The following is a 19,468-nucleotide window of genomic DNA, read 5'->3' as shown; positions in this document are numbered from 1 at the left end:
AAATCAGTACAATATTAAAGTAATGTGAAGATAAGTTTCTTTATACCTTTTTTTATTTAACTTGTACTGTATTATGCTATAAAGATGGCATTTAAATAAATTGTATACCTCATGCCTCTCGTAACGAAGATGACGGGTGTCAGTCGGTTGAGGAGGCTGTAAGGGGCTGTGTACTTTCCACCCGTTCGTGCACAACTATAACTAACGTCGGCGCAATATTGCGGAAACCGATCAGCAACACAACCGCCGGTGGGCATGAGGTAAATTTATTTTATAACTTAAATTACGGTTTCGAAACAAACGTAATATTTACAGAAGTTAAAACTTCCAGTCAAATTCGTCTTTGTTATTAATGGTGGCACCAAGCTCTACACGAATAACCTCTCCAAACTCTACACGAAAAATAATCCAGTTTGCTTCGTTAAAAAGATTATCTTCAGAATCATAAGTTTCCCTTTCAAAACCCGAAACGCCTTTTTCTTCAAGCGTCTTTTTAAGGCTTTCCCAATTTTGACCTAATACTTTTAAAGAGAATAATTCTAAATCAGGGTGGGCTGCAATAAGGTATCCCAGTTTAAAATCTTCATCGGCATAAAAAGTAAGCCTTATCTTCTCATTATTGTAAAGGTAAATGGTATTGTTATCGTCGTCCTTAAACTGGCGTGATGGTTCGCCATAAACGGCCTTTACATCTTTCTCTTTCATGCCAAATACCAGTTGGCCTATCCCCTTTTTTAAATTTATTTTCATAAACAATATATAAACTTTTGTTAAGGCAAAGGTACATTATTTTAACGCAATCGCAGTGGCAGTAAGGCATAAAGACTATATTAAAATCAAGATTAGATATTCTAATGTTCACATTGTGAAACCCTTAACAACATTCCCTCGTAGCTTTATTGTAGAATTAACAACTAATTATTTTAAGTATTATGAAAAAAACAATTACTTTTTTAAAGGGTGTTGTAGTTTTTTGCTCTCTGCTTGGGTTAAGTGCCAATGCTCAGACAATTACTGTAACCAACACTAACGACAGCGGTGCAGGGTCTTTCAGGCAGGCGGTCATTGATTCTGAAGCAGGCGGAACAATTATTTTCAACCCTTCTACTAATGGTAATGCCATTACGGTAGCTTCGTCAATAACTATTGATAAAAGCCTTACAATTACAGGTAATGGAATTGCAGCCACCACCTTTGATGGTGATGAAACTTACCGCATTTTTACAATTACCAATGCTACAAACGTATCTATAAGCGACATATCCTTTACTGATGGTTATGCAGCCGATAATGGCGGTGCAATATCTGCCACAGGCAGTGGAGTGGTTATTACTAATGCCGCTTTTACCGGCAATGAAGCTAACGGAGCAACAGCCGGCCAGGGTGGCGGCGCTATTTATACTACAGGGACACTAAGTGTAACAGGAACTGCCTTTACAGATAATGAAGCTACAGGCACAGCCGGCAGTGGCGGTGCTATACTTATAGGTACCGGCGGCAACTTTACCGTAAACACAAGTACGTTTACCGGCAATACCTCTAATAGGGCCGGTGGTGCTATAGAGGGCAACTCTGGTGCAGATACTGCCATTACGGTAAACACTGTTACGTTTACAAATAACACTACAAATACCAGCCCGGGTAATGGTGGTGCGATACACATAACAGGCGCAGGTAATACCACCATTACAGGGTCTGAATTTACAGGCAATACAGCAGGTGCCGAAGGTGGTGCTCTTTGGAACGGAAGCGGCACAATGTCGATATCTTCTACAGATATTACTAACAACACTGCAGCAGGTGCCGGAGCCGACCAGGGTGGTGGCGGTATTTATAACCTTAGCGGTATTATTAATGTAAATGCCGATACTGTAATTACACAAAACGATGCTACCGGAGCAGCAGGCAGCGGCGGTGGTATACTTAACGACGTGGGCGGAAGGTTATTTGTTACCGGTGCTACAATATCTGCTAATACGTCTAACCGTGCCGGTGGTGGTATAGAAGATGTATCTGGTGCTAACGGGTCTGTTACGATATCAAATACAACTTTAGATAATAATATTACAAACACTTCTCCGGGTAATGGCGGCGGGTTACACGTTACAGGTGCCGGTACGGTATCTATAACCAATGGTACTGTGAGTGGCAACCAGGCCGGTGCCGAAGGTGGCGGACTGTGGAACGGTAGCGGTACTATGACCATTTTGGGTACCGTAATAAACAACAATACTGCAAGCGGTGCCGAAGCTACCAATGGTGGCGGTGGTATTTACAACCTTAGCGGTACTGTAAATGTAAATACAGGTACAGAAATTACAAACAATACCGCCAATGGTGCTTCAGGCAGCGGTGGGGGTATACTTAATGACGTGGGCGGAACGCTTACAATTAACAATGCCACTATAACTGGCAATACATCTAACCGCGCCGGTGGTGGTATAGAAGATAATTCGGGTGCTGTAGGATCGGTTACTCTTACAAGTGTAACACTTAATGACAATACTACAAATAATGCTCCGGGTAATGGTGGCGGACTTCATGTAACCGGCGCAGGCACTGTAACCATAACCGGCGGTACTGTAAACGGTAATGAGGCAGGAGCCGAAGGCGGTGGCTTATGGAACGGAACAGGTACGATGAGCATAGATGGTACTGTGATAAATGGCAATACTGCCGGTGGTAATGATGCTACAAATGGTGGTGGCGGTATTTATAACCTTAATGCCGGTACTGTAACTATTATAAATGCAACCATAAGCAACAACGTAGCCGATGGTACTGCCGGAAGCGGTGGCGGTATACTTAACGACGTGGGCTCTCAGTTAACTATAACTGACACTGAAATTAGTGGCAACACAGCAGTACGTGCCGGTGGCGGTATAGAAGATAACTCCGGTACGAGCACTATTGTACTTAACAATGTAGACCTTACAGGTAATAGCGTGAGCGGCCCTCCGGGTAACGGTGGCGGACTTCATATTACTGGTGGTGGTAGTGCAACCATTAACGGCGGAACCGTAACCGGTAACACAGCTGTACAGGGTGGTGGTTTATGGAATGCTACAGGTACACTTACCGTAAATGGTGTTACCGTTAGCGGAAATTTTGCTACAGGCGCAGCTACTACAGATGGTGGTGCAGGGATATATAACAATGGCGGTACACTTGCCGTGAATAACTCTACCATATCTGCTAACAGTGCTACAGGCTTGTTTGGCAGGGGTGGCGGTATTCATGTAAACGGTGGTACAGCAACACTTTTACTTTCTACCATAAGCGGTAATAGTTCTGTAACTAACGGTGGCGGTATTTATAATAATGGTACGCTTACTGTTAATGCTAATACTATTACCCTTAACAATGCTATTATAAGTGGTGGTGGTATTTATAATAATACAGACAATGGTGCAAGCCTTAAAAACACCATCGTAGCAGGAAATACTGCTGTACTTTCTGGCCGCGACGTGTTTAGCGATACAGGAAGCATTACATCAAATGGTTTTAATCTTATAGGAGTTAGTGGTGATGATTTTACATCTGTTGAGAGTGATATTACAGGTACGGTTTTAAACCCTGTAAACGCAGGCCTGTTGCCATTAGCAGATAACGGTGGCGATACGTTTACACATGCCCTTACATGCCCTAATGCTGCTGCCGATATGGGGAGCAATGACGATACTTTTGCCGACCAAAATGGTATGGCAGTATTTAACGGCAGGCGCGATATTGGTGCTTATGAAGCACAGGAAGAATGTGATGTTACGGGTGTTGACGACTTTAATATAGCTGTAAAAAGCAGGCTGTTCCCTAACCCATCGGTTAACGGACTGGTAACTATTCAACTTGCAGAAAACCATAATGCAATTGCTAACGTATATATATATGAAGTTGCAACAGGAAAACTGGTGCAGACTTTAAAAACCAATGGTACGAGTACACAAATTAGTGTAGATAATCTTGCCAGAGGTACTTATGCGGTTAGGATTACATCTGACAGAGCATCTGAAACGCATAAGCTTATTGTAGGTTTGTAAGTGCTAAAAATTACTATATGGAGAGGTTGTCCCGCTTTGGGGCAGCCTCTTCTTTTTTAAAATATAATGGCACGCGGATGATGCTGATTTTTTAATATACTATCAGTCCAATGTATTTAGGGGTGTCACGCAAAGGCGCTAAGACGCAAAGCAGCGAACTTATACACCTGGTTTACCCCGGCGACTGTTAAGATACTAATTAATGCCACATACTTTGCGGCTCCGCACCTTTGCGTGATAAAATTTTTGAACTATTAAATTGTGACATTTGGGATAATACCGAATTTATCAAAATTGCATCATAGTGACAGTTTATTTCTTAATGCTGATTTTACCACCCTGCCTGACTACTATTTCTGACCCTTCGGCAAGATAAACAGATACCGGCTTCTCATCCTGAAGAAATGCAAAATCAGCACCGTATACCTTTTTAAAGTCAACATTTACATCATAGCTTATTACAGGATATATTTGCCAGCGCGGGTGTGCCACCTCATATTCTGATGTTACGGTATCAGATATTTTGGTATAACCCCAAAAGTGTTCGGTAATAAATTCTTCCTCACTATCCGGCATAATATCTACCGGAGTTTTGTTCGCTACGGCAGTAATAGTATTCCATTCCCCTTTTTTCCAGCCATATTGTACGGTAAGCGTATCACTTTCCTCTTTCCAGCTATGTGTAGTTTTTAAGGTTTCATAATTTTCATTATAGAGTAAATTAGCAACCAGTGTTAAGGCGGGCCGCGGAACAATTTCTTTAATAAACACCACTCCCCTTTTATAGCCTTCGGTAGCTTTATGCTTTACATAAAACCTAAGGTTAATCTCTTCAAAATTTATATGGAAAGGTATCTTTAGCCGCAGCATTTTAGTATCTACAAACATAAACCCTATTAGGCTTACATAGCAGGTTCCCTGCCATATATCAAGCTCTGTGTTAAAGGGTATGTACGGTTTTAAAATTTCAGGATCTATAGCATAGTTTATTATAACGAGCTTACGCCACTGGGCATCGAGAAAAGTGCGTTTTACAGGAAGGGTATTCATATTGAATTTTTAGACTATTAGATATTAGATTTATTGATAATTAGATTATTAGACATTGAAAACAGTCTGATTCTGAAGTACCAAAAAATTTAAGAAGCAACTTATTTTTTTATCAGCTTATAACCATCCGTTTCAAAGCCACTTATCACAACTGTATAAATGCCGGGTGTTAATGCCGAAATATCGAGGGTATTTGTAACATTTAATAAAACGCCTCCCTGAACGAGCCTTCCCGTCATATCTATAATAGTGTACTGTTTGCCTACAATTGTTTGCGGACATTGTATAGTTAACGTACTAAAAGCAGGGTTAGGGAAAATAATTATTCCGGCTTCTTTAAGCGTGGTCCCGGTTAGTCCGGCTACATTTTGCAAGTATGCTCCAAGATAATCGCCCAAGTTAATGGCATGTAATTTTTGAGGCGTGTTTACCACAAACTGCTGAAAATGCTCATTAGAAAGATAATAATCTACCCCATTATTTGTAGCTATGCCCTCAATTTGATGGAAACCTAAAGACAGGCTGAGCTTGCGCTTATTACCACTAAAAAAGTTGTTACCTGTAAAATCATATAGGAGATATATAAAAGGCTGCAAAGTTGCACTGTAGCCACACAGGGCTACCAACTTTTTATCCTGCATATACGTAGCACCGGTTATAAGTCCGCCTACGTTATACGTTTCATGAAGCTGTGCTACATAAGTCCCCGGTGTTTTTGGCAGGCTGTATACGCTGGTTTTGTGACTCACCCATTGTTTTGTAAACAGGTAAATGCTATCTGTACCCACTATAATGGCTTCACAGTCAAAATCGGTACGGTTGTTAGCTGTTGTGGTAAAATCAGTCTGGTTAGAGTATGTAAAGTTGATAGAATTCACATTAGGATTACCTCCTAAAAGACCAGCTTTGTCTACACGCAATATTCTGAGGTTACTGCGGTTACCGCTTAAATTGTTGCCTGTTTCAGCAATATACAAATAGTTAGCATCCTGGTCTATATCTTCCCAATCCTGGTTTGATGTTCCTGTTACAGCGAGGGTATTTTCTAAAGCTCCAGTAAGTGAGTTTATGGAATAAAGGTTAGTGTCGGTATTATCGTTATGGGTATACAATGAAGCATCCCAAAGCAAAAGGCCGGAAGTTTCATTTATAGCATTTGGCAAAACAACGGTAGATACAGGCGAAACAGAGGCGGAAGTATATGTACAGCTGCCATCATTAACGGTAGCATTGGGATTAAAATTTCGGGAAAGCGGATCTGTACAACCGGATACCTGAGCATTTGCCTGATAACAAATAAAAATAAATAATGTAAAAAGTATAGTTTTGGCTTTCATGGCATTACATTTTGTTATCTTAAAGTTATGCGATAAAGTACAGGAAAGCCCATGAATTAGCATAAGTTTTACACAATAAAGTATCCGAAAGATATACAATTATCCTGAAAACAGTGCGTAACTAAAGCATTTTAGTTAATACATTCTAAAAAACCTTTAGCAAAAGTTAAATGATTTAGAGATTTGTTGTAATGGCCGTAATTTTATTTAAAACCTAAAAACAAACACCATGAACAAGATAATCAGGGCACTTATTGCAGGATGGGGCGCTAAAAAACTCGGCGGAGGGTGCGTAGGCACCATTGTAGTATTTGTAATTATTTATTACCTGTTAGGCTACTGCGACAGGATGTAAAATATATTAATTAGTTGCAGCGAATATTTGCATGGTTTGTATAGCATTGTATTGATATAGCGATAATGCTATTATTAATTGTTCTATACGGCTGCTGCCAAAGTTATCGTTGCAGCTAATGGTATAGCCCGGCATAACTTTATTCCAGCTAAAATCGGGCGTTATACTAAGCATTTCCTGCCCTTTATAATTAGTAAGACTGTAGCCACTTACAAAGTAACCTTTAGCCTTTAATTCGTAAAAATGCTCTTTATCATTAGGCTTTATCATGGCTATGCCACCATCCCACTGCGCTTTAAGCAGAAATACCACCTCATCTTCATGCTTAACTTCGTGCAATGTACCCCAAAACCCTTTGCGTGTTATTGTATAATTGTCTTCGCCAATAGTTATTTCGATATTAGCCGAATACCAATGCTTATAGTTTAGTGTACCTATAACATTATCATCACTGATTATACTAAAGCTCTTGCTATTGTCTGTAAGTACTTTTATTTGAGACATGATTTCTAAATATTATCTTATCAAAGATAGTAATTTTTAAAACAGCGATGCTTTTATTAACAATAAACACGATATATAAACCACTTTACAAAATTTCACTTTGTCTATGATTCTCCCTTTGTATTTTGTATATTTAGTATATTGAATTTTTGCGCTCTTACTTTCCGATACAGAAATTAGCAAATATATTACCCAACAATTCATCGTTTGTAACCTGGCCTGTAATTTCACCAAAATAATATAATGCCTGGCGGATATCTATGGCCATAAGATCGGCAGAGATGCTACTTTGTAAACCGTACTGTACTTTTTGTATTTCTTCTAAAGCCTTTAGTAGCGAATCGTAATGGCGGGTATTGGTAACAATAGTTTCATTATTACGCAATGCCCCTGTATTTACAAACGATAATAATTTATCTTTAAGTTCCTCTACCCCAATGTTTTCTTTTGCCGAAACAAGCAGCAATTCAGGAATTTGCTGTAACGCATATGCCTTTTCACTTTCAGTAAGTTTATCTGCTTTGTTACCAATTATTACTAATGGCTTAAGCGGAAACTGGTTCTTAATTTTCTCTATTTCTGTTTTAAGTCCGGCACCGTGAGTAGTAAAGAGTGAAGCATCAAAAAGGTAAGTAACCACCTGTGCCTGCTCCATTTTTTCAAAGGTTTTTTTTATTCCAAGGCTCTCAACTACGTCTTCGGTTTCACGAATACCGGCAGTGTCAATAAACCTGAACCCAATACCGCTTATAACCAGTTCATCTTCTATAGTATCCCGGGTGGTACCGGCTATGTCGCTTACAATGGCACGTTCTTCATTAAGCAATGCATTAAGCAATGTAGACTTGCCTACATTGGGCTCTCCTACAATAGCGACCGGGATACCGTTTTTTATAACATTACCCACAGCAAAAGAATCTATAAGGCGTTTTAGTACAAAACTTATCCGGTTTAGCAGTTCATGAAACTGTGTACGGTCGGCAAATTCAACATCCTCCTCAGCAAAGTCAAGCTCAAGTTCTATGAGTGATGCAAAGTTAAGCAGCTCTTCACGCAGCCTGGCAATTTCGTTGCTAAAGCCGCCACGCATTTGCTGCATCGCTATTTGGTGCGAAGCTTCGTTATCACTGGCAACAAGGTCGGCTACGGCTTCTGCCTGGCTAAGGTCGAGCTTTCCATTTAAAAAGGCACGCAGGGTAAACTCTCCGGCATTTGCCATACGGCAGCCTTTGCGCAATAGTAACTGTATGATTTGCTGCTGTATGTAGGTAGATCCGTGGCAGGAAATCTCAACAGTATTTTCGCCGGTGTAAGAATTTGGGCCTTTAAATATAGAAAGTAAAACCTGGTCGTATATTTTATTATCATCCTCTATATGGCCAAGGTGCAGGGTATGCGTTTTTTGGTGCGTAATATCTTTACCGGATACTGATGTAAAAACACCACCAGCAATAGTAATTGCATTGCTACCAGAAATTCGCAATACAGCTATTGCCCCTGCGCCGGATGGCGTTGCCAATGCCACTATGGTATCTTGTGAAATCATTATAAATTATTTTTGCAAAGATACTGTTTGTTTTTAGGTTTAAGTGGTTTAGGCAGGCTCAAAAGACTTTTGATATTGTAAAGGTGTTTTTCCTGTAATATCTTTAAAGCATTTATGAAAACTGGCAAAATTATAAAAGCCGCATTCATAGCATATCTCTTTTACACTCATCTTTTTCTCAATCAAAAGGCGGCAGGCATGCCCTACCCTTATCTCGTTAGTAAAAAGCGAATAGGTTTTACCGGTACGCGATTTAAAAAATTTACAAAAAGAGTTTCGGCTTATTTTAGCAATACCGGCAATCTCGGCCAGCTCTATCTTTTTCCTGTAATTAAGAATAGTATAATTATATATAGACTGTATCCTGTCACGCTCTGTCTCCTGAAAATCCGGCTGAAAACCTAAAGATACTAAGTAATTAACCTCTTTACACTTACTAATTTGCAGCAGGGCCTCCATAAGGTTTATTATCTTGCGGGCCCCATTAGCTTCTACTGTGTCTATAATAAGCTGTGCCACAACAACTGCCGTACTGCCCGTTACCCGTATCCCCAGCCTGCTTTGGTCTATAATGCGGTTAAGATCCTGATTTTCTGGCAGGTTTAAAAAAGAGTTTCCCCAAAAATCTTTGGCAAAATGAACCACATAAACATCTGCTGATCGAGATGTGCACTCACTAAAATAATGTTCATCAAATTGCCAAAAATGTGGCAGGTTACTGCCCACAAGCACTACGTCGCCATCATTAAACTGGCTAATACTGTCTCCTACAAACTGAGTACCGCTACCATTTTTAATATAAATAAGCTCAAGTTCATCATGATAGTGCCAGCGATTGTTAACATTAGGCGCCATATCGTGCCTGGCACTAAATGACTGCGCAAGTCCTGAAGCAATAGTTAAACGTTGAGGTTTCATAATTTATAATAATTAGCTATTTGTGCTTAAAGGTAAATAATTAAGTAAATATCATACAATATAGCTTACTATTTAGACAATGGAGTATAATTTTTAAATTAATAATTAGTCTTACTTTGTAAATACACTTAAGTAACTATAACCATTTCGTAAAATACAAACTATTAATGAGCCACGCTCCGGAAACCGAATACCCGACCAAAGTTAAAGGCAGCAGAAAAAGTAATCTTTTTCCTTTAGTCCTTGTAACAAGCCTTTTCTTTTTTTGGGGATTTATACACAACCTCGACCCTATATTAATTCCGCATCTTAAAAAGTCGTTCAGGCTAACAGATCTTGAAACGGCATTTGTAGATTTTTCGATATTTATAGCCTATTTTGTCATGGCGTTGCCAGCCGGATATTTTATGCGAAAATATGGTTACAAAAGCGGTATTATATTGGGCCTTTGCCTGTTTGCAACCGGCTCATTATTATTTCTTCCTGCTGCAGATACACGACAGTATATATTCTTTTTAGGTGCTCTCTTTATCATAGCATGCGGGCTTACCTTTCTGGAAACCGCTGCAAATCCTTATATTACCATACTTGGCAACCCAAAAACTGCTATCCAGCGTTTAAATTTTTCGCAATCATTTAATGGCCTGGCAGCATTTTTGGCACCGGTTATTGGAGGAACATTTATACTATCAGGAACAAATTATACAGATGCCCAGCTGGCTGCCATGTTACCATTAGATAAAGAAACCTACCTGCTAACAGAAGCCAGTAGCGTAAAAGGGCCTTACCTTACACTTGGTATACTTATAATTATTATTGCCATACTCTTTATATTTACTAAACTGCCGGATATTAAAGAAAATAATACCGAAGCAGACGGTAGCAATATTTGGCATGCCCTGCGCCACAGGCATTTATCGTGGGCCATTATTGCACAGTTTTTTTATATAGGTGCACAGGTATGCGTACTTAGTTTTTTTATCCGTTTTACAACCACATCGGCAGGTATTAGCGAGCAGCAGGCAAGTTGGTATGCTGGCGGTGCAGGATTAGCTTTTATGATTGGGCGCTTTGCGGGTACGTTTATAATGCAATATGTAACACCAAATAAATTACTTATGCTTTACGCCCTTATCAGCATGATATTAACAATCGTAGCCATTTTTGCTACAGGCATGTTAACGGTATATGCTTTAATTGGTATAGCGTTTTTTATGTCGATAATGTTTCCTACTATATTTTCTATGGGTATAGCGGGTTTAGGTAAAGATACCAAACTGGGCTCTTCGCTTATTGTTATGTCTATTGTAGGCGGTGCATTGCTGCCATTGGGCTTAGGCTATATATCAGACCTTACCAATAATATCCAGTACGGTTATATAGTGCCAATGATCTGCTTTGCTGTGGTGTTTTTCTTTGGTTGGAAAAAATGGAAACCTGTGGTGACCGAACCCGAAATTCCTCTTCAAATACAATAAAATTATTCCCCCATAATGAATCATTTAGTCTTAAAAATTAATAAAGCCGATAACGTGCTTGTGGCACTGCAGGATCTATCTCAAGGTACAACAGTGGTGCATGAAGGCTTAAGCTATACAACTACAGAGCCTGTACCTGCCAAACATAAACTGTTTATGCAGGACATGAAAACCGGCGACGAAGTGCTAATGTATGGCGTGCTTGTGGGCAAAGTGCAGCATAACGTTAAACAGGGCGAACGCATGAGTGTAAAAAACACCAAACATGCCGCAGAGCCCTTTGCCTACCGCGATTTTAATTACACTTGGGAAACACCAGATGTAACTGCATTTATAAACCGTACATTTAATGGTTATCATCGCAAAAATGGCGAGGTAGGTACTGCTAATTACTGGCTCTTTATACCAACCGTTTTTTGTGAAAACCGTAACCTGAGTATTATTAAAGAATCGTTATACAGCGAACTTGGCTATGCTGTAGATGATAAATACAAATCGTATACACACAAACTGGTTCAGGCTTTTGAGAATGGCCAGGATGTAACCAACATATCTTTTGAGCCCGATACCTCACCTAAAACTAATCGCGTATTTAAGAATATAGACGGTATTAAATTTCTTAACCACAATGGCGGTTGTGGTGGCACCAGGCAGGATAGCGATACGTTAAGTAAACTTTTAGTTGCGTATGCAGATCATCCTAACGTAGCGGGTATAACGGTATTAAGTTTGGGTTGCCAACATTTGCAATTGTCAGATTTTAACCGGGACCTTGCAGAGCGTAATCCTGATTTTGATAAGCCTGTGTTTGTTTTCGAGCAGCAAAAAGCACAAAGTGAAGAGCAACTTATACAACAAGCCATTCAGGAAACCTTTGTCGGATTAATTGAGGCTAACAAACAGGAACGCAGGCCGGCACCACTATCAAAATTAAATGTTGGGGTAAAATGTGGTGGCAGCGATGGTTTTAGTGGTATATCAGCAAATCCGGCTGTAGGCCATTGCGCTGATTTACTTGTAGGGCTTGGTGCCAAAGTACTTTTAGCCGAGTTTCCTGAATTGTGTGGTGTAGAACAGGAAATGATAGACAGGTCTGTTAATAAACCTGTTGCCGAAAAATTTATAAAGCTCATGACAGAATATGATGAGCTTGCACATAAAGTAGGTTCCGGTTTTTACATGAACCCGTCTCCGGGAAATATAAAAGACGGTTTAATTACAGATGCCATTAAGTCGGCAGGGGCGGCGCGTAAAGCAGGCTCCTCCCCTGTTGTAGATGTGCTCGATTATACAGAGCCTGCCACTAAGCCGGGGCTTAGCCTTGTTTGCACTCCCGGAAATGATGTAGAAGCTACTACAGGCCAGGCAGCATCGGGCGCTACTCTAATTTTGTTTACAACAGGCTTGGGTACGCCAACAGGTAATCCTGTGTGCCCTACCATAAAAGTGGCAACAAACTCGTTACTGGCAAACCGAATGAGCGATATTATAGACATTGATACCGGCCCTGTAATAAGCGGCGTAAAAACCATAACACAAATGGGTGAAGATATACTGGAGTACTGCATTAAAGTAGCCAGCGGCGATGAGATACCTAAAGCTGTCCAGCTAAACCAGGACGATTTTATTCCGTGGAAACGCGGGGTGAGCTTGTAAAAGATTTTAGATTTAAGAATGTATATTTAAGATTTGGCTTCACTCTTAAGAAATAGATTATTAGAGCGTTACCTCCAACTATAAACAAATAAATATGTTTTCATTACAAAATAAAAAAGCAATAGTTACTGGTGCCGGTAGCGGCATAGGAAAAGCCATAGCGGTGCTGCTTGCTAAACAGGGTGCCGAAGTTCATGTTTTAGAGATTAGCGAAGAACATGCTGCAGGAACATTGAAAGAGATTGCCCAAAATAATTATACTGCTTTTGCACATGTATGCGATGTATCTAATCAACAAGCTGTTATAGATACTTTTAATAAAATAGGGTTCATAAATATACTTGTTAATAATGCCGGGATTGCCCATATTGGCAAAGCCGACACCACTCCCGAAGATGACTTTGACAGGGTTATGCGTGTTAATGTAAAAGGCGTGTATAATTGCCTCTACGCTGCCATACCACAATTGCGGGCTGCCGGTGGCGGGGTTATTATTAATATGGCATCTATAGCGGCATTAGTGGGTATTCCGGACAGGTTTGCATACAGCACGGCAAAAGGGGCAGTAAAAGCCATGACAATGAGTGTGGCAAAAGACTATATTAGCGAAAATATCCGCTGTAACTCCATATCGCCGGCGAGGGTACATACACCTTTTGTAGATGGCTTTTTACAAAAGACGTATCCTGACAGGATTGATGAAATGTTTGAGAAGCTTAGCAAAACACAGCCCATTGGCCGTATGGCCGAACCTGAAGAAGTTGCAGGCCTTGCGTTATATCTTTGTAGTGATGAAGCCGCTTTTATAACAGGTGTAGACTACCCTATAGATGGCGGATTTACAACCCTTAATAATTAAAATATATATCAGGATATGAAATTAATACGATTTGGCGCCGAAGGGCAGGAAAAACCGGGTGTTATTATAAATGATAAATGGTATGATGTATCGCATTTAGTTACCGATTATAACGAAGCATTTTTTGCAGGCAATGCCATTAATGAATTACAAACAGCTATAGAAAAAGGCGGCCTCACGGAGGTTGACCAAAACATACGTTTAGGTGCAGCTTTAGCCAGGCCAAGCAAGCTGATATGCGTAGGGCTTAATTATAAGGACCACGCCCACGAAACCGGAGCTGCAATACCGGCAGAGCCTATTTTATTTTTTAAAGCAACATCGGCTATCGTGGGTCCTAATGATGATCTTATAATCCCCAAAAACAGTAAAAAAACCGACTGGGAAGTAGAACTTGCATTTGTAATTGGTAAAAAGGCAAGTTATGTATCTGAAGAAGAAGCCTTAAGCCACATTGCCGGATATATTTTGCATAACGATTACAGCGAACGTGAGTTTCAGTTAGAGCGCAACGGGCAGTGGGTAAAAGGTAAGAGCTGCGATACTTTTGCTCCGCTTGGGCCATTTATTGCCACACCCGACGAAATTGAAGATGTGCACAACTTAAAACTCTGGTTAACTGTCAATGGTAAAAAAGTACAGGATGGCAGCACAGCAAACCTTATTTTTAATATTCCATTTTTAGTAAGTTACATTAGCCAGTTCATGACACTGCTTCCCGGAGATGTTATTACAACAGGTACACCTGCAGGTGTGGGGCTTGGCATGAAACCGGAACCATGGTATTTAAAAGAAGGCGATGTTATAGAGCTGGGCATAGACGGTTTAGGAGTGAGCAAACAACATGTTAAGGCATATCAAAAAGTATAACTATGAAACGGTATTGCCTGGCGTTAGACCTTGTTGACGATAGTAAGCTTATTGCTGAATACGAAGCCTTTCACAAAAAAATATGGCCTGAAATACAGTCAGGCATAAAAGATTGCGGTATAGAAGCTATGGAAATTTACCGTACCGGTAACCGTCTTTTTATGATAATGGAGGTAAATGATACATTTAGTTTTGAAGCTAAAGGAAAAGCCGACGCCTCGAACCCTAAAGTGCAGGAATGGGAAACGCTGATGTGGAACTACCAACAGGCACTCCCCCACGCCAGCCCAGGAGAGAAATGGCTGTTGATGGATAAAATATTCGAACTGTAAACAAAAGCGTATGATTATAGATTCGCATGTACATTTCTGGAATTTCGATCCTTTAAGGGATACCTGGATAACAGAAGATATGAAGGTTATCAGTAGGGATTTTTTGCCTGGTGATGTAGAACCTATATTTAAAGAAAATGCAGTTTCAGGATGTATCGCAGTGCAGGCCGACCAAAGTGCCTCAGAAACACAGTTCCTTTTAAAATTGGCAGGACAAAACCCTTTTATAAAAGGTGTTGTGGGCTGGATAGATCTCAAAAATTTACATATTGAAGATGAGCTTATAAACTATTCAGCGTATAAAAAGCTAAAAGGATTCAGGCATATAAGCGAAGGCGAAGGCACCGGCTTTTTAGTGCAGGAAGATATAATAAATGGGCTAAAAGCACTGCAAAAATATAACTATACATACGATATTCTTATTAAGCAACATCAGCTGAAAGAGGCAATTACCTTAACAGAAACTTTGCCCGAGATGACTTTTATTTTAGACCATTGTGCAAAGCCTGACCTAAAACAGGATGATTGTACTTCATGGAAAAGTCATATTAAAATTATTAGCCAAAACCCTAATGTGTATTGTAAACTATCCGGATTACTAACGCAATGCGACTGGAACAACTGGAACGAAAAAGAAATTTTTAACTGCCTCGATGTAGTTTTCGAAAACTTTGGTAGCAGCCGTATTTTGTTCGGGAGCGACTGGCCGGTTATGTTGTTAGCAGGCAATTATAGCCAGTGGTTAGATTTGATTAAAAAATATACGAACCAATTTACACAGATAGATAAGGAGAATATCTTCTGTAAAAATGCTGAACATTTTTATAAATTATAGTTTAAAATAATATTTAATTACTGATATTTAGCACTATAAAAACATCAACTTAAAGTATGAATTTACATTTAAACAATAAAGTTATAGTAATAAGCGGTGGTGCAAAAGGCATTGGCGCAGCTATTGCAAAATCTGTTGCGGCAGAAGGTGCCCTGCCGGTAATTATTGGGCGTGATGAAAACGACAATAAAAAATTAGTGGCTGAGATTGAGCAGCTGGGCTACGCAGCGGGCTATGTTACTGCGGAATTGTCTCACCCTAAAAACTGTAAAATAGCCATAGACAACATAATTTCCAACTATAAAACTATTGATGGCCTTGTAAATAATGCCGGAGCAAATGACGGTGTGGGACTTGAAAATGGCAACTATGAGGGTTTTATAGCTTCGCTCCATAAAAATGTAGTGCATTACTATTTACTGGCACAGTATGCTCTGCCGGCTTTAAAAAACAGTAAAGGCAGTATTGTAAACATAGGCAGCAAAACAGCCGAAACCGGCCAGGGAGGAACCTCCGGCTATGCGGCGGCAAATGGTGCGCGCAATGCTTTAACCCGCGAATGGGCTGTAGAGCTCCTGCCCTATAGTATTCGTGTAAACGCTGTTATTGTGGCCGAGGCATGGACGCCCTTATACAAAACCTGGATAAACACATTTGATAATGCCGAAGAAAAACTTAAAAGCATTACCGATAAAATCCCGTTTGAAAAACGCATGACTAAAGTTGAAGAAATAGCCGATATGGTGGCGTTTCTGCTGTCGGGCAGATCTGCCCATACTACAGGACAATTAATTCACGTAGATGGTGGCTATGTACATTTAGACCGTGCGTTATAATTAACTAATAAGAATATAATTGCAAAAAGCTGCCCTTGTGAGGCAGCTTTTGTACTTAAAAAGGCTAAGATTATTTCTTACCCCATTCGTTTATAGAGTCTTTGTTCATTTTAATGTAATCAGCATTTTTAGCTTTTTCAGCACCTTGTAACGACAGTTTAGCCGTTTCTATAGCACCTTTTTTGTCACCCAGTTTAGCCTGTATAAGCGATTTTTGCCTAAGCATATAAAAAGGGGTTTCTTCGCCTTTAGGCGTTTTATCAATACCGGCATTAATCCATGTAAGGGCTTTATTCATATCAGCATTACTCTGGTAAAAATATTGTGCCGCAGCAAAATAAGCACCTTGTGTAGGGCCAGACATAGCCTCGTCTATACTCTTAAGTGCAGTAGCTTTAGTAGGAACCTCAATTTTTAGGGCAACCATGGTTTTTTCCCAGGCAATTTCAAGAAAACCATAATCGTTTTCAAGAGCGTTAAGGCCTATTGTAAGTGTTTCTACATTACGGTTAAGAAATTCAGGCTTAACAGGAACCCTTACTGCTTCTTTTTTCTCATCCCATTTTTCCGGTAGTCCCCAGTTGTTGGTATCTGTATAAAAAATAACATCCCAGGTATCTGCCTTTGGTTGTGTGTATAAAGCATAAGAACCTGCAGAAAGTGATTTCCCGCCTATAAGTACATCATCGCTAAAGGTAACGATGGTGTTTGCATTTGCACCCGTTCTCCATAATCTGCCAAAAGGAACCAACTCGCCGTAAACCGACCTGCCTCTTGCACTTGGCCTTGAGTAATCTATTTTAACAGTTGTTAAACCCACAGTTTGCTCTATAACAGCCTTCGGACTTGCCTGTGGTGTTTGTATTTGTGCCGTTGCGCTAAGCATAAAGGCCATTACAATAACGGCGGTGGCGAATATTTTTTTCATTACTCTTTGTGTTTTAATGTTTGCAACTGCGAAATTAATAATTAAACCTGTTACGCCTGTTAAAAAAAACCGAAATTCGTTAATCATCTTTTCAAAGTATGGGTTTGGTTTAGTAACTTCACACCTCTTTTTCTTACAATGATATATACAGTACATAAATTCCAGAAACTACCCATATCCCTGCAACAGGCGTGGGATTTTATGGGCGACCCTAAAAACCTCTCAGTAATAACACCACCCTCAATGGGGTTTAATACCCTGAGTGGCGATGACCGCAAAATGTTTGCAGGCCAGGTTATTATTTACACCATAACGCCGCTGTTAGGCATAAAATTACAATGGGTTACAGAAATTACCCATGTAGTTGACAAACAGTTTTTTGTAGACGAACAGCGTTTTGGCCCGTATGCCTTTTGGCACCATAAACATTTTTTAAAAGAAATTCCCGGTGGTGTAGAGATGGAAGATATTGTACATTATAAAGTACCTATGGGCATTTTAGGCCGCCTGGTGCACCCGTTTTTAGTTAAGCAAAAGCTTGATGAGATCTTTGCTTACCGCCAAAAGAAACTGATAGAACTATTTGGCGAATTTAAAGCAATGCCTGTATGATAGTATTCTGGTTTAGGCGCGACTTAAGGATTGATGATAACACCGGGCTGCATGCCGCCATTGCAACAGGAGAGCAAGTACTGCCCATTTTTATTTTTGATAAAAATATACTGGACGAATTGCCAAAGGATGACCACCGCGTTACATTCATAGTGCAGTTACTTGAAAATATAAATACCGAATTTAAAAAGCATAACCGGTCATTAGCAGTATTTAATGATACGCCCGAAAATGTATTTAAAAAATTAACTGCTGAACACCAAATTACTGCTGTTTATACCAACCATGATTATGAGCCTTATGCGCGCACAAGAGATAAAGCAATAGGTGAATTTCTATCTGCTAAAAATATAGAATTTAAAACATTTAAAGATCAGGTTATTTTTGAAAAGGACGAAGTAATAAAAGGTGATGGTACACCTTATGTAGTGTATACACCTTACAGTAAACGCTGGAAAGAATTGCTTAAAAATGACAACCTTACGCAGCATAGTACTGTTATAAAAGCAGAAGATATAGCCACCCACTCCTATCGTTTTTTAGGATTAAAAGATATTGGATTTACCGAATCTGACATCAAGCCGGCATCTTATGATGTATCTACAGGATTAATAGATAACTATGAGGATACACGAAATTTTCCTGCTATAGATGGCACTTCGCACCTTAGCCCTTACCTTAGGTTTGGTGCTGTGAGTATTCGCCAACTCGTAAAAAAAGGTCTGGACAGTAGTAACGGAGTATTTTTAAACGAGCTTATATGGCGCGAATTTTTTATGCAAATATTATGGCATTATCCACAAACGGTTACTAAAGCCTTCCGTCCTAAATACGACAATATAAAATGGCGGTATAATGACGATGATTTTAAAGCCTGGTGCGAGGGCAAGACCGGCTTCCCGATGGTAGATGCCGGTATGCGCGAACTTAATGCAACAGGCACCATGCACAACCGTGTGCGTATGGTAACTGCAAGTTTTTTATGTAAGCACTTGTTATTAGACTGGCGTAAGGGCGAAGCTTATTTTGCTGAGAAGCTATTTGATTATGAGCAATCCAGCAACATAGGCAACTGGCAGTGGGCCGCAGGCAGCGGTGTAGATGCTGCTCCTTACTTCAGGGTATTTAACCCAACAGAACAGGTTAAAAAATTTGATAAGGATTTAAAGTACATAAAAAAATGGGTGCCGGAATTTGAAGACCTTAACTATAAACCTATTGTAGACCATAAAGAGGCCCGCGAAAGGGCGCTGAAGGTTTATAAAGAGGGACTTGTTTAGTTTAGTCGCGGTCGAAGTGAACAATTCCATAAGGG

Annotated in this window: 18 protein-coding genes; 11 read left to right on the top strand and 7 right to left on the bottom strand. The window is 39.9% G+C overall.

Features of this window, described 5'->3' with window-relative positions; genetic code table 11:
• Positions 1-318: 318 nt before the first annotated feature.
• Positions 319-750 carry a hypothetical protein gene (locus F565_RS0120090; RefSeq protein WP_020215048.1) on the bottom strand — a complete coding sequence of 144 codons (432 nt, stop codon included), beginning with the start codon at positions 748-750 and terminating at the stop codon, positions 319-321.
• Positions 751-932: 182 nt separating this feature from the next.
• Between F565_RS0120090 and F565_RS22095 the strand changes: the two genes are divergently transcribed.
• Entirely contained in the window at positions 933-4,037 is a 3,105-nt protein-coding gene (locus tag F565_RS22095; protein WP_020215047.1) for a T9SS type A sorting domain-containing protein, read from the top strand.
• Between the two features lie 312 nt (positions 4,038-4,349).
• On the opposite strand, the gene F565_RS0120080 is transcribed toward F565_RS22095, so the two are convergent.
• Positions 4,350-5,087, bottom strand: a complete 738-nt coding sequence (locus tag F565_RS0120080; RefSeq protein ID WP_020215046.1) for a YqjF family protein — start codon at positions 5,085-5,087, stop codon at positions 4,350-4,352.
• Positions 5,088-5,188: 101 nt separating this feature from the next.
• Complete coding sequence (locus tag F565_RS22090) at positions 5,189-6,424, bottom strand: T9SS type A sorting domain-containing protein (RefSeq protein WP_020215045.1); 1,236 nt, start codon at positions 6,422-6,424, stop codon at positions 5,189-5,191.
• Between the two features lie 229 nt (positions 6,425-6,653).
• Here F565_RS22090 and F565_RS23345 point away from each other — a divergent pair, with 229 nt between their 5' ends.
• The gene (locus F565_RS23345) at positions 6,654-6,779 is read left to right on the top strand and encodes a hypothetical protein (RefSeq protein ID WP_020215044.1); all 126 of its coding nucleotides are present in this window, start codon (positions 6,654-6,656) and stop codon (positions 6,777-6,779) included.
• Positions 6,780-6,785: 6 nt separating this feature from the next.
• Here F565_RS23345 and F565_RS0120065 read toward each other — a convergent pair whose 3' ends face one another.
• The 3 genes from F565_RS0120065 to F565_RS0120055 all read right to left on the bottom strand — a co-directional run bounded on the left by F565_RS0120065 (position 6,786) and on the right by F565_RS0120055 (position 9,747).
• Complete coding sequence (locus F565_RS0120065) at positions 6,786-7,283, bottom strand: hypothetical protein (protein WP_020215043.1); 498 nt, start codon at positions 7,281-7,283, stop codon at positions 6,786-6,788.
• Between the two features lie 157 nt (positions 7,284-7,440).
• Positions 7,441-8,829, bottom strand: coding sequence for a tRNA uridine-5-carboxymethylaminomethyl(34) synthesis GTPase MnmE (gene mnmE / locus F565_RS0120060; protein ID WP_020215042.1), 1,389 nt, complete (start codon positions 8,827-8,829; stop codon positions 7,441-7,443).
• A 48-nt stretch (positions 8,830-8,877) separates the two neighbouring features.
• A complete protein-coding gene (locus F565_RS0120055) occupies positions 8,878-9,747 on the bottom strand; it encodes an AraC family transcriptional regulator (RefSeq protein ID WP_020215041.1) in 870 nt (289 codons plus the stop codon).
• Between the two features lie 167 nt (positions 9,748-9,914).
• Between F565_RS0120055 and fucP the strand changes: the two genes are divergently transcribed.
• From fucP to F565_RS0120020, 7 genes are all read left to right on the top strand, one after another.
• The gene (gene fucP / locus F565_RS0120050) at positions 9,915-11,225 is read left to right on the top strand and encodes an L-fucose:H+ symporter permease (protein WP_020215040.1); all 1,311 of its coding nucleotides are present in this window, start codon (positions 9,915-9,917) and stop codon (positions 11,223-11,225) included.
• A gap of 15 nt (positions 11,226-11,240) precedes the next feature.
• Positions 11,241-12,881 carry a UxaA family hydrolase gene (locus F565_RS0120045; protein ID WP_020215039.1) on the top strand — a complete coding sequence of 547 codons (1,641 nt, stop codon included), beginning with the start codon at positions 11,241-11,243 and terminating at the stop codon, positions 12,879-12,881.
• Between the two features lie 94 nt (positions 12,882-12,975).
• On the top strand, positions 12,976-13,740 hold the full coding sequence (locus tag F565_RS0120040; protein ID WP_020215038.1) for an SDR family NAD(P)-dependent oxidoreductase: 765 nt from the start codon (positions 12,976-12,978) through the stop codon (positions 13,738-13,740).
• A 15-nt stretch (positions 13,741-13,755) separates the two neighbouring features.
• Positions 13,756-14,610, top strand: a complete 855-nt coding sequence (locus tag F565_RS0120035; RefSeq protein WP_020215037.1) for a fumarylacetoacetate hydrolase family protein — start codon at positions 13,756-13,758, stop codon at positions 14,608-14,610.
• Between the two features lie 2 nt (positions 14,611-14,612).
• On the top strand, positions 14,613-14,942 hold the full coding sequence (locus tag F565_RS0120030) for an L-rhamnose mutarotase (protein ID WP_020215036.1): 330 nt from the start codon (positions 14,613-14,615) through the stop codon (positions 14,940-14,942).
• A gap of 10 nt (positions 14,943-14,952) precedes the next feature.
• Positions 14,953-15,777 carry an amidohydrolase family protein gene (locus F565_RS0120025; RefSeq protein WP_020215035.1) on the top strand — a complete coding sequence of 275 codons (825 nt, stop codon included), beginning with the start codon at positions 14,953-14,955 and terminating at the stop codon, positions 15,775-15,777.
• A 56-nt stretch (positions 15,778-15,833) separates the two neighbouring features.
• Positions 15,834-16,613 carry an L-fucose dehydrogenase gene (locus tag F565_RS0120020; protein ID WP_020215034.1) on the top strand — a complete coding sequence of 260 codons (780 nt, stop codon included), beginning with the start codon at positions 15,834-15,836 and terminating at the stop codon, positions 16,611-16,613.
• Positions 16,614-16,683: 70 nt separating this feature from the next.
• Here F565_RS0120020 and F565_RS0120015 read toward each other — a convergent pair whose 3' ends face one another.
• The gene (locus F565_RS0120015) at positions 16,684-17,541 is read right to left on the bottom strand and encodes a DUF2911 domain-containing protein (RefSeq protein WP_026300201.1); all 858 of its coding nucleotides are present in this window, start codon (positions 17,539-17,541) and stop codon (positions 16,684-16,686) included.
• Positions 17,542-17,679: 138 nt separating this feature from the next.
• On the opposite strand from F565_RS0120015, the gene F565_RS0120010 reads away from it, so the two are divergent.
• Positions 17,680-18,153: an SRPBCC family protein gene (locus F565_RS0120010; RefSeq protein ID WP_020215032.1), complete on the top strand. Its 474-nt coding sequence runs from the start codon at positions 17,680-17,682 to the stop codon at positions 18,151-18,153.
• Positions 18,150-19,433, top strand: a complete 1,284-nt coding sequence (locus F565_RS0120005) for a cryptochrome/photolyase family protein (protein WP_020215031.1) — start codon at positions 18,150-18,152, stop codon at positions 19,431-19,433. The genes F565_RS0120010 and F565_RS0120005 overlap by 4 nt, the downstream gene beginning before the upstream one ends.
• The last annotated feature ends 35 nt before the right edge of the window (positions 19,434-19,468 follow it).

Origin of the sequence: Flavobacterium rivuli WB 3.3-2 = DSM 21788, assembly GCF_000378485.1 — a bacterium.
Taxonomy (GTDB): Bacteria; Bacteroidota; Bacteroidia; order Flavobacteriales; family Flavobacteriaceae; genus Flavobacterium; species Flavobacterium rivuli.
The sequence above is the reverse complement of the archived record's forward strand: the minus strand, read 5'-3'. Positions and strand labels throughout refer to the sequence as shown.